Genomic DNA, 11,593 nt, shown 5'->3' on the forward strand with positions numbered 1-11,593 from the left:
CACGTGCCGGTGTCGGCATCGCCGCTCAGGGGCTGGGCCAGAGCGTCCGGAGCGGTCGCCAGATCCTGACCGACATCTCGGTGAGCGTCGCGCCGGGTGAGCTGGTCGCGATCATCGGTGCCAGCGGCGCCGGCAAGACCACCCTGCTGGAGATCCTCTCCGGGGTACAGCGCCCGGTGGCGGGCACCGTCACGTACGACGGCAACACCACCGCCGGCACCATCGGTGTCGTTCCCCAGGACGACATCATCCACCGCGAGCTGCCCCTGGCCCGCACCCTGCGGTACGCGGCCCGACTGCGCCTCCCCTCCACCGCCGGGCCGGCCGAGATCAGTGACCGGGTCGCGGAGGTGCTCGCCGAGCTGCGACTCACCGACCGGGCCACCACGCCGGTCGGCCTGCTCAGCGGCGGCGAACGCAAGCGCGCCAGCATCGCCGTCGAGCTGCTCACCCGACCCGGCGTGTTCTTCCTGGACGAGCCCACCTCCGGATTGGACCCGGCGATCGCCGTGGAGCTGCTCCGGGTGCTCCGCGCGCTCGCCGACACGGGCACCACCGTCGTGCTGACCACTCATCAGGTCACCGACGTGGACCACTGCGACAGTGTCGTCGTGCTGACCCGTCAGGGCCGGTTGGCGTTCACCGGCACCCCGACCGCCGCCCGGGAGTTCTTCGGCCTGCGGTCCCTGGCCGAGGTGCACCTCCGGCTCGACGAAGCGACGCAGCCGGCCGAGTGGCCCGATCGCTTCGCCGAGCGGCGCGCGGCCGAACAGCCGCCCCGTACGCCCGACGGGGGTGACGTCGCCGCGACGCCGTCCCGGCCCGTCGGCCGGCTGCGCCAGTGGGCGGTGCTCACCGCGCGCAACACGGAGATCGTCGTCCGTAACCGACTGACGTTGGCGATCCTGCTCGGCTCGCCGCTGATGGTGCTCGGCATGTTCGCGCTGCTGTTCCGCCCGGGGGCGTTCGAGCCGACCAGACCCAGCCCGACGGTCACCGTGATGATCCTGTTCTGGATCGCGTTCGGCGGCTTCTTCTTCGGGCTGACCTACGGGCTCCTCCAGATCTGCACCGAGCTGCCGATCCTGCGCCGGGAGCGGCTGGCCGGGGTCCGGCTGGTCCCGTACCTGTTGGCGAAGGTGGCGGTGCTGCTGCCGCTGCTGGCCCTGGTGGACCTGGCCCTGCTCGGGGTGCTGCGCGGCATGGACCGGCTGCCGCCGGTCGGCGGCGCCGACTTCGCCGCCCTGTACGCGACACTGCTGCTCTCTTCGGCGGCGGCGCTCGCCCTCGGTCTGCTCTGCTCGGCGGCCGTGTCCGACGCGGCCCAGGCGACGCTCATGCTGCCGATGCTCTGCTTCCCACAGGTGCTGTTCGTCGGCGCGATCCTGCCGGTGCCGGCGATGGCGGTCGGCGGTCAGTGGCTCAGCTACGCGATGTCGAACCGGTGGGCGTTCGAGGGCCTGGGACACACCGCCGGGGTGGAGCGGCTCTGGCGCGACGGCGGCTCCCCGCTCGGCCCGCCGCTGCTGGCCACGTACGGCGACAGCTTCTCCCGGCCGGTGTGGGTCGACTGGCTGGTGCTCGGCGGTTTCGTGCTGCTCTTCCTGGGCGCGGCCTGGGCGGTCCTGCTCCGACGGGATCCCCGCCGTGGGTCCTGACCCGACGCCCCCCGCCTCCCCCAGGGCGCTGCCGGGATACGCCGCCACCGGCCGGATCGACGAGCTGCGCGCCACCGAGTACCGGCACCTGGACACCGACGGGCAGGTGTACCTCGACTACGCCGGAGCCGGGGTGGCCGCCCAGGCGCAGGTTCGCGCCCACCACGACCGGTTGCTCGCCAGCCTCTACAGCAACCCCCACTCGGAGAACCCCACGAGCGTGGCGGCGGGCTCGCTGGTGGAGTCGGCGCGACGCGCGGTGCTCGACTTCTTCCGCGCCGACCCGGACGAGTACGCGGTCATCTTCACCCCGAACGCCAGCGGCGCCTGCCGGCTGGTCGGCGAGGCGTACGACTTCGGCCGGGCCGCGCCGCTGGTGCTCACCTGGGACAACCACAACTCGGTCAACGGCATCCGCGAGTACGCCCGGTCGGCTCGCGCGTCCGTACGCTACCTGCCGCTGAACGGGCCGGAACTGCGGATCGCCGAGTCGGACCTGGTCGCGGCGCTCGACGCCGGCCGGGGTGGCCTGACCCGCCGGTGGAGCCGGCCCGGTCGTCGCGGGCTGTTCGCCTACCCGGCGCAGAGCAACTTCTCCGGGGTACAGCACCCGCTGGGCTGGGTGGAGCTGGCCCAGCAGCGGGGCTACGACGTGCTGCTCGACGCGGCCGCCTTCGCGCCGACGAACCGGCTGGACCTCAGCGTCGTCCGACCGGATTTCGTCTGTCTGAGCTGGTACAAGCTCTTCGGCTACCCCACGGGGGTCGGCGCGCTGCTGGCCCGCCGTTCGGCGCTGGCCCGGTTGCGCCGGCCGTGGTTCGCCGGCGGCACGATCCGCGCGGTGAGCGTCCAGGGCGACTGGCACCGGCCGATGGACGACGAGTCGGCGTTCGAGGACGGCACGCTCAACTTCCTGAGCATCCCGGACGTGGAGTTCGGGTTGCGCTGGCTCGACTCGATCGGCGTGGACCTGGTCCACGCCCGGGTCGGCCTGCTCACCGAGTGGTTGCTGGAGCGGTTGGCCACCCTGCGGCACGACACCGGCGGGTCGCTGGTCCAGGTGTACGGGCCGACGACGGGTGCGGGGCGCGGTGGCACCGTGACCTTCAACCTCCGTCACCCGGACGGCACGCTGGTCGACGAACGGCTCGTGGCGCGGGAGGCGGCAGCGGCGGGCCTCTCCCTGCGTACCGGCTGTTTCTGCAATCCGGGCGCGGCCGAGGGCGCGTTCGGGATGAGCCGGACGTCGATGCGGCAGCGGTTGTTGGCGGGGGTCGACACGATCGACCAGTACCTCACCGCGCTGGGGCTGCCGACGGGCGGCGCGGTCCGCGTCTCGTTCGGACTGGCCTCGACCGCGACCGACGCGGAGCGCCTCGTCGACTTCGTCCAGTCGACCTACCTCAACCGGAGGGCCGGTACGGAGTCACCACTGCCACCTCGGCTGCGCTGCTGACCTGCCCGACCCGGCCGACTAGCTGACCTGGGCCACCGGCGCGGGGCGGTGCTTGATCTCCTCCATGAACGGGAACCGGGCGGTCAGCTCGGCGAACGTCAGGCCGGCCCGCCAGGCAGCGGCCACCTGGGCGACCTGCACCAGGTCCATGACGTCGCCGCGGGCGAGAACCTCTCCCGAGACGCGCAGGTCAATCATGAAGTACCGGGCCTGCGATCCCAGCCCCACGCAGACCACGCCCTCGTCGGAGTGCAGCTCGGCGCAGGTGAACCGGGCCCGCCCCTGCTCCGGCGCGGTCACCCGGCCGACGTCGAGCCCGTGGCGGGCAGCAGTTTCGATCAGCGCGGGGGCCAGGCCACCCCGCTCGACCAGATCCGGGTAGAGGCGCACACCCAGCGCCGTCGACGCCTCGCTCATGACTGACTCCCACTTCCTTGTGACAGAGACCAGCAGCGCGCAGGTTACGGGAAAGTTTCCGGCACGCCTCGTCATCCTGTCCCGCGTGGACGCCCCACGGCAATAGGAAGGGTCGATTCGACCGCTATCGAGTAACCCTCGGCCGCGCCGAGCTCCTTCGATGGGTCGACGTCGTCCATCTCGGAGCCATCGAGCGATGCCACTGCGACGAGCGGCGTCGGCACTGCACCGCTCACTCGTCAGCATCGGGCGGTAACGGACGGTCGTTATATTGGAAACACTCTTGACAGAAGGACATGATATCGACATGCTTCGCTTAGAGAGCGCTCTCTATCCTGGTAAACCGCCTCCATCACCCCCAAGCTGAGGAGCCTCCCGTGTTCACAGCCCGGCCCAGCCTCCGCTTCCGCCCGCTCGTACTCCTGGCGGCCACCCTCGTCGCGACCGCGACGGCGCTCGTCGTCCCGGCGCACCCCGACCGGGCCGAGGCCGCCATCGGTCCCATCAGCTGGCAGGACGAGTTCAACTCCCCCGCCGGCACGCCCGTCGACCAGAACAAGTGGCGGTTCGACACCGGCGGTGGCGGCTGGGGCAACAACGAGCGGCAGTACTACACGAACAGCACCAGCAACGCGGTCCATGACGGCCAGGGCAACCTGGTCATCACCGCCCGCCGGGACAATCCCGCCAACTACCAGTGCCACTACGGGCGCTGCGAGTACACGTCGGCGCGGTTGCTGACGGCGGCCACCTTCACCCAGACGTACGGGCGGTTCGAGGCCCGGATCAAGATCCCGCGCGGTCAGGGCATCTGGCCGGCCTTCTGGATGCTCGGCACCGGCGGCGGGTGGCCCGACGCCGGCGAGATCGACGTCATGGAGAACATCGGCCGGGAGCCCAACACCGTCTACGGCACCGTGCACGGGCCCGGCTACTCCGGAGCCGGTGGCATCACTGGCAGCCGCACCATCGGCGCACCGCTCGCCGACACCTTCCACACCTACCGGGTGGACTGGGAGCCGAACGTCATCACCTGGTACGTCGACGGGGTGCAGTACCACCGGGTCGATCCCGCTCGGCTCGGTGGCAACCGCTGGGTGTTCGACCACCCCTTCTTCATGATCCTCAACGTCGCGGTCGGCGGTAACTGGCCCGGCTACCCCGACGGCTCGACCCAGTTCCCGCAGCAGATGCTCGTCGACTACGTCCGGGTGTCCAGCTACACCTCGGGTGGCGGGGGCGACCCCACTCCGGGCACCAACCGGATCAGGGGCGCGCAGAGCGGTCGCTGCATCGACATCCCCGGCGCCGACCCGGTCGAGGGCGCAAAGCTCCAGATCTGGGACTGCAACACCACGGCGGCCCAGAGCTGGACCTTCGCGTCCGACGGGACCGTCCGGGCGATGGGCAAGTGCATGGACCCGGCCTGGGCCGGCACCGCCAACGGCACCGAGGTCAACCTGGTCAGCTGCAACGGCAACACCGCGCAACGCTTCACCCTCAACGGCGCCGGCGACCTGGTCAACCTCAACGCCAACAAGTGCGTCGACGTACGGGAGGCCAACCCCAACAACGGTGGCAAGCTGCACCTGTGGGACTGCCTCGGCGCCGCCAACCAGAAGTGGTCCCGCATCTGATCACCCGAGCACCAAGGCGTGGGCCGTCCGAGGAGTCACTCGGGCGGCCCATCGCCGTAGCGTCCTTCGCCCACCTCCTCGAACCGGATTGACTCGATGGGCGGGGAGGCCAGGCTCATGACCACTATGTTCGGATTAGTCCTGAATCCGGCAGTCCCGGGAGTGAGCTCATGTCGCACCACCTCGATACACCCCTGGCCGCTCAGGGCGGCCAGTTGTACATCGACGACCTGTACGTCTTCAACGGTGACCGCGCCACCGTGTTCGTCATGGACGTCAACAGCTCGGTGACAAAGGCCGACATCAAGCGCGGCTTCCACGCCGAGGCGCGTTACGAGATCAAGATTCACATCAACGGCACCGAGGCGGAGGACCTGACGTACCGGTTCGCCTTCGGCGAGCCGGACGGCGACGCCCGGCAGACCCTCCAGCTGTACGAGCTCACCGGCGCGGACGCCCGCGACGACGCCGCGATGGGCACCCCCATCGCCGAGGGGCGAACCGGCGAGGTGACGACCGGCGGCAACGTCCGGATCTGGGCCGGGCGGATCGCCGACCCCTTCTTCGTCGACCTCGACGAACTCGCCACCATCAACGGCGCGGTCAAGAACGGTTCGCGGGTGGACCGCTCGGCGTGGCGGGTAGACCAGGCCAAGAACAGCTTCGCCGGCACCACCGTCGAGTCGATCGTCCTCGAGGTCTCCCACGACGAGCCGCTGCTGCGCGACGGCACCGAGATCGGCGTGTGGTGCCGCACCATGCTGGCCACCGACGCGGGCGGGTGGCGCCAGATCAACCGCGCCGGCCACCCCATGATGTGGCCGATCTTCTGGCCCCACGACACCGACTTCTCCGACCCCGCCAACTTCCGGCACCCCGGCAACGACCTCGCCGAGGGCGGGGAGGAGATCGCGAACGCGGTCGCCGGGGTGGTCAAGGCGAACGGCACCGCACCGGATCCGCAGGCGTACGGCTGGAGCGTCGCCCGGCAGCTCTACCCCGACCTGCTGTCGTACAAGGTCGGCACGGCAGCGAACTTCGGCTTCGCGGTCCGCAACGGACGAACCCTTGCCGACAACGCGCCCGAGGTGATGTTCTCCCTGGTCCTCAACACCGGCACCACTGCCGGCCTCACCTCGGAGGTCACCAAGGCCGCGCGTTCCGCCACGTTCCCGTACGTGGTCGCGGCCTGAATCCGCTCGTAGGGCTCGGCGGCCGGTACGGCGCCGAGCCCTTGCCGTGCGCGCCCGCCGTGAGGGCCCAGCACGCGCAGGGGCCATCAACGCTTGTGCTCGACGCACACACCACGCCACCACACCCAGGGTCGAGCACGATCACCGAAGGCCCACCGGGTGACGCTCGAGCTATTCCAGCCCGTATGGGCGTTTTGCGTAGATAGTCTCTTAAGTGCTTCCCAGCGCTCTTTAGGACAAAGGAGACTCGATGCGTAGAAAGATTCTCGCGGGCTTGGCCGGCGTCGCCGCCGTCGTCGCGCTCGCCGGACCGGCCGCCGCGGACACCACGGGCGACACGATCGTGACCCTCACCGTCGACGCCGCCGGCGGCCTGTCGATCACCGTGCCGGCGACGGCCAACATCGGTCACGGCATTGAGGGCTCGACCGTCACCGGTCTGCTCGGCCCGGTCACCGTGCTGGACCAGCGAGGTTCGCTCACCCCCAACTGGACCGCCAGCGTCATCTCCACCGACTTCACCACCGGTGGCGGCTCCTCCGGAGAGACGATCCCGAACATCAACGTTCTGTACTGGTCCGGCCCCGCCACGGCGACCGCCGGCACTGGCACCTTCACGCCGGGCCAACCCACGGCGGCCCAGCAGGTGATCATCAATGTCCCTCGGACGGCGATGACCCACACCGGCGGCACCGGCAACAACTTCGCCACCTGGAACCCCACCCTGGTGGTGAACATCCCCGTCGGCACCGTCCAGGGTGTCTACACCGGGACGGTGACACATTCGGTGTTCTGAGCCGCTCGGCCGGCTGGTGCTGCTGGCCTCGGTCGCCCTCGTGGCGCTCGGGGTTTCGGCGGCACCAGCCGTTGCCGTGCGGGAGCAGCGACAGGACCCGGCCGAGGAAGCCGCGATCAGCATCCGGATGCTGGACATCCCGGCCAGTCGGGTACAGGACCCGAGGGCCCAGGTCTACATCGTGGATCACCTGAAACCCGGCACGACGATCAACCGCCGGGTCGAGGTGCAGAACACCTCCGCCGAGGTGCAGAAGATCGATTTCTATTCCGGAGCCGCTTCGGTCGAGAACAACGCCTTCACCGTGCCCGAGGGGCGTACGGGTAACGAACTGAGCGGGTGGATCCGGCTGAAGACCGCCACGATGCGGCTGGACCCGGGCGAGCGCCGACCGGTCGAGGTCGAGGTCGCCGTGCCGAAGAAGGCGTCGAAGGGCGAGCGGTACGCCGCGATCTGGGCGCAGGTCACCAGCACGAAGGAGCGCACCGGCAACGTCACCCAGATCCACCGGGTGGGCATCCGGGTCTACCTCGACATCGGTCCCGGTGGTGAGCCGCCAACGGACTTCCGGATCGAAGGGTTGGCCGCCGAGCCGGGCGCCGGTGAATTCCCCGTGGTCACCGCGAAGGTCACCAATACCGGCGAACGTGCGCTGGACATGACAGGCACCCTGTCGCTGACCAAGGCGGCGGTCCAGGCCGGTCCGTTCAAGGTGACCAACGGCGTGACGATCCTGCCCGGCCAGAGCGGTCAGGTCCGGATCGAGGTCAACCAGGCCCTGCCCGCCGGAACCTGGGACGTGCACGCGAAGCTCGCCAGCGGCACCGTGGAACGCACCGCGACCGGGAAGATCGTCCTACCCGTCGCGGCGCCGATGACTGTCGCGACGTCCAGCGGGCCGAGTTGGCTGGTCTACACGGTCGGCGGCATCGCCCTGCTGGTGCTGGTCACCCTTGGTGGCTGGTACCTCGTCCGCCGACGCCAGGCCCAGTGGGCCTGACCACCCACCCACACCGCCCCATTCCATCTGCCCGGCCGTTCCCCGGAACGGCCGGGCAGCATCGTTTCGCGAGTCGATCATGCACCTGTGGTGCCCGACTTGAGGGCGACAAGACCGATTCGCCACCCACCACAACTCCATGATCGACGGAGCTGGGGCGGGAGGTGCAGGTCGCGGGCCGGGGGTGCCGGGGGGCGGGCGGGGCGAGGCAGGAGGCGGGGCGGGGCGGGGGCTAGATGACGGAGTGCGTCACGACCGACACGTAGTTGCCGACCACCACCCCGGACGGGAGGTTCACGAACAGCGTGGGGTTCCAGGTGGCGGAGTTCGGGCCTCCCGCCTGGCCGGACCATCCCGCGGCCACCCGCGGGGTGTTCAGCACCGCCCCGGGCTGCGGGACGAACGATCCGACCCCGGTGCTGGCGAGGGCGGGGCCCGAGGCGTACGTGATGTTGCTGTTGGGGATGGTCTCGCCCCCCGAGCCGGAGCCGGTGGTGAAGCTCGTGCTGGAGACGACGCTGACCCAGTTGCCGGAGAAGGGGCCACGGTCGTCGGTGACGGTCACCGGGCCGAGGTGGCCCGAGACGCCGGTGGTGCCCGAGGTGACGGTGCCAAGCGCCGAGATCGCCGGGACGCTGATGGAGAGTCCACCGAGCGGGGTGATGACCAGGTCGACCGGTCGGGTCGCGGACTGGTCGAACGAGTCGGTCACCCGGACGGTGAACGGGAACGTCCCGGACACTGTGGGCGTGCCGGAGAGCAGGCCCGTGACCGGGTCGAGGGTCAGCCCGGCGGGCAGGCTCCCGGCGCTGACCGACCAGGTGAACGGGCCGGTGCCGCCGGTCACCGTGAGCTGATACTGGTACGGCTCGTACGCCTTGCCGGGTGGGGGCGGTGGGAAGGTCAGCGTCGGTGGCGCGTTGACCGTCACCGGCCCGGAGGGGGCCGACTGCGGGCCGGTCCCGCCGGCGTTCGTCGCGGCCACCCGGAAGGTGTACGTGGCACCGGCGGTCAGCCCCGTGACGACCTGGGTCGTGGCGGTTCCGCTGAAGACCCGGGGTGTCTGCGCCACCCCGTTGAGGTATGGCGTCACCGTGTAACCGGTGATCGGCGACCCCCCGTTGGCCGGGGCGGTCCAGCTCACCCTGGCGGCGTTGGTGCCGGCGGTGGCCGAGGTGTTCGTCGGTGCTCCCGGCACTGTGTACGGCACCACCGCCGCCGAGGGTGGGCTGGCCGCGCCGGTGCCGAACGCGTTCACCGCCGCCACGCGGAAGGCGTACGACGAGCCTGCGGTGAGCCCGGTCAGGGTGCGGCTGGTGGTGGAGGCGTCGAAGGTCAGGGTCGGTTGGGTGACGCCGTCCCGGATCGGGGTGATCAGGTAGCTGGTGATCGGGCTGCCGTTGTTGTCCGGCGCGGTCCAGCTCACTGTGGCGCTGGTGACGCCCGCGACCGCTGTGGGGGTGGTGGGCGTGCCCGGTGTGGAGGCGTAGACGAAGTTCGCCGACCCGGCCGAGCCTCGGGTGATGACGCTGACCGTGACCGTCGCCGGGCCGGACCGGGCGGGCATGGAGGAGATGGCGAGGGTGCCGTTGGGATTCACTGTGAAACAGCCGGCGGCCGGGCCGGAGGTGCACGGCACCAGCAGCACCGACGTGCCGGCCTGCTGTTCGGCGGCCGTACCGATGGTGATCGCGGTGGCGCCGGCGAGGTTGCTGCCGCCCACGGTGGCCGGAACACCTCCGGAGACGGAGCTCTGGGCCGGGGTGACGGTGATGCCGCTCGGCGCGGTGGCCGGCGCGACAGGTGTGGTGCCGGTGGCGATGCCGGGGTTGGCGTCGATCGACGACGAGGTCGCGACTGTCGTGGTCTGAATCTGCGTCGGTGTGACACCGGTGCCGGTGACTGTCGCGACGACGGTGATGGGCGGCAGGGAGGTGCCGCCGGCGAACGGGCCGTTGCTGTTGGTGCAGGTGACGGTCTGTCCGGACGGTGCGGCGCAGACCCAGCCGGAGCCGTACGCGGCGCGGGGGACGACACCGGCGGGGACGGTCTGGGTGACCGAGATGGGCGAGGTCTCGGTGGCGCCGGCGTCGACCCCGGCGGTGATCGAGTAGGTGACCGGGTCACCGGGTTGCGGGGAGGCGCCGACGGAGCTGGTCTGTGACACGTTCAGGTCGGGCACCGGGTTGAAGCTGACCGCTTGAGCGTTGTCGACCTCGTGGAAGTCGGTGACCGAGCCGGTCGAGCCCACCCAGCCGAAGGCGAGTTGCCGTGGGTAGCCGCTGGCGTTCAGCCAGGTCGGTGACGGGTACAGGCTGGGCGACACGACCGGAAGCGCGCCTGACAGGGTCCGGGCGGCCCCGCCGACCGGGGTGAACCTGACCCGGTACTGACCGGCCGGAGTGGTGATACCGGAGTCGGTGGTGAACGGCGACGAGGTGGTGTTGATGACGACCTCGACCGGCACCGCGGACGCGGCCCGGGTGCTGGCCCGCAGCGGCAGGGCGGGTGCCGAGGTGCTGACTGCGGTGCTGTCGATGGCGCAGTAGCCGACGCCGTTGCGGCCCGGCCCGCGGATCACGACCTGGCCGGGGACCCGACCGCCGGTGGTCGAGATGTACGGCGGGTTGGTGCAGCCGGTGCCCTGGTAGGTGCTGTTGCTGAAGTTGCCGAAGACGTCGAGACCGACGCCCATGTAGCCGTTGGAGAGTCCCGCGGACACGCCGTTGAACGCCGCCGAGTAGCCCAGCGAGCCGCCCGACGGGCCGAGGGTCGACGGGGACCTAGGGTTGGCGGGGTCCACCGCGGCCAGCGCGAAGGCCAGGCCGTCGGCGCCCGGGCTCGTGCCGCCGTACTGGTAGGTGTTGAAGGTGAGGTGCAGGCCCTGCGAGGTGGGCACGCTCACCGCGCCGAACACTCCGCCCTGCCGGTTGATGGTGGCGGGGGTGAGGCGCAGTTTGCCGGCGCCCTGCGGGTCGGTGGAGGTGGTGCAACTGAGCAGCGGGCCGATGGTGGAGTTGCCGGCCGCGCTCAGGCAGGCGGCGTTCGTGGCGAGGAGGCCGGGCACCGCGGGTACCGCCACAGCGCCGATGCCGTTCGGTGTGTTGTTGTGGAAGGGTTGGTCGAACAGGACGGAACCGGCCGCCAACGCCGGGAGGGGCGCGACCGCGAGAACTCCCACGGTCACGGCTACCGCCAGTGTTGCGATGCTGCTCGGACGACGCCGGCCCCGAAACGACATGTCCACTCCCAGCTTTCACTCCAGCCCCGAGCTGGACTATATCCCCCAAAAACACCCATATTTCTCGTACGGGGATAAAGCTGGCCTGGGGCTCGGCGCCCAGAAACGCACCGACCTCCTCGGCATGGCCGAGGAGGTCGGTGGGCTTCGGCTATCGTCCGCGTCCGTGAAATCTTCCCGTCTTGCCTCCGCCAT

The 11,593-nt window shown here is 70.5% G+C and carries 9 protein-coding genes; 7 read left to right on the plus strand and 2 right to left on the minus strand.

The genetic code is table 11. The features are described 5' to 3' along the window. Both ABZ749_RS17620 and ABZ749_RS17625 read left to right on the plus strand, forming a co-directional pair. A partial coding sequence (locus ABZ749_RS17620) for an ATP-binding cassette domain-containing protein (protein ID WP_357228912.1) occupies positions 1 to 1,658 on the plus strand: 1,658 nt, incomplete at its 5' end. Further along, the gene (locus ABZ749_RS17625) at positions 1,648 to 3,114 is read left to right on the plus strand and encodes an aminotransferase class V-fold PLP-dependent enzyme (RefSeq protein ID WP_357228914.1); all 1,467 of its coding nucleotides are present in this window, start codon (positions 1,648 to 1,650) and stop codon (positions 3,112 to 3,114) included. The genes ABZ749_RS17620 and ABZ749_RS17625, both read left to right, overlap by 11 nt. Before the next feature lie 18 nt (positions 3,115 to 3,132). Here the strand turns inward: ABZ749_RS17625 and ABZ749_RS17630 are convergent, their stop codons facing one another. Next, positions 3,133 to 3,531, minus strand: a complete 399-nt coding sequence (locus ABZ749_RS17630) for a hypothetical protein (RefSeq protein WP_112585399.1) — start codon at positions 3,529 to 3,531, stop codon at positions 3,133 to 3,135. Between the two features lie 377 nt (positions 3,532 to 3,908). On the opposite strand from ABZ749_RS17630, the gene ABZ749_RS17635 reads away from it, so the two are divergent. The 4 genes from ABZ749_RS17635 (at position 3,909) to ABZ749_RS17650 (ending at position 8,157) form a co-directional block, all read left to right on the plus strand. Beyond that, a complete protein-coding gene (locus ABZ749_RS17635; RefSeq protein ID WP_357228916.1) occupies positions 3,909 to 5,168 on the plus strand; it encodes a family 16 glycosylhydrolase in 1,260 nt (419 codons plus the stop codon). Between the two features lie 170 nt (positions 5,169 to 5,338). After that, positions 5,339 to 6,361: a DUF4331 family protein gene (locus ABZ749_RS17640; protein WP_357228918.1), complete on the plus strand. Its 1,023-nt coding sequence runs from the start codon at positions 5,339 to 5,341 to the stop codon at positions 6,359 to 6,361. A 250-nt stretch (positions 6,362 to 6,611) separates the two neighbouring features. Next, a complete protein-coding gene (locus tag ABZ749_RS17645; protein ID WP_357205098.1) occupies positions 6,612 to 7,157 on the plus strand; it encodes a hypothetical protein in 546 nt (181 codons plus the stop codon). A gap of 16 nt (positions 7,158 to 7,173) precedes the next feature. Further along, on the plus strand, positions 7,174 to 8,157 hold the full coding sequence (locus ABZ749_RS17650; RefSeq protein WP_357228920.1) for a hypothetical protein: 984 nt from the start codon (positions 7,174 to 7,176) through the stop codon (positions 8,155 to 8,157). A gap of 232 nt (positions 8,158 to 8,389) precedes the next feature. On the opposite strand, the gene ABZ749_RS17655 is transcribed toward ABZ749_RS17650, so the two are convergent. Continuing rightward, entirely contained in the window at positions 8,390 to 11,344 is a 2,955-nt protein-coding gene (locus ABZ749_RS17655) for a fibronectin type III domain-containing protein (protein WP_357228923.1), read from the minus strand. A 19-nt stretch (positions 11,345 to 11,363) separates the two neighbouring features. On the opposite strand from ABZ749_RS17655, the gene ABZ749_RS17660 reads away from it, so the two are divergent. Further along, a partial coding sequence (locus tag ABZ749_RS17660) for a hypothetical protein (RefSeq protein ID WP_357228926.1) occupies positions 11,364 to 11,593 on the plus strand: 230 nt, incomplete at its 3' end.

Source organism: Micromonospora sp. NPDC047753, from assembly GCF_040642735.1.
In the GTDB taxonomy this organism is placed as follows: domain Bacteria; phylum Actinomycetota; class Actinomycetes; order Mycobacteriales; family Micromonosporaceae; genus Micromonospora.

Coding starts and splice junctions, on each gene's coding strand:
- ABZ749_RS17630 (WP_112585399.1), bottom strand. CDS start 3,531: ATGAGCGAGGCGTCGACGGCGCTGGGTGTGCGCCTCTACCCGGATCTG.
- ABZ749_RS17640 (WP_357228918.1), top strand. CDS start 5,339: ATGTCGCACCACCTCGATACACCCCTGGCCGCTCAGGGCGGCCAGTTG.
- ABZ749_RS17645 (WP_357205098.1), top strand. CDS start 6,612: ATGCGTAGAAAGATTCTCGCGGGCTTGGCCGGCGTCGCCGCCGTCGTC.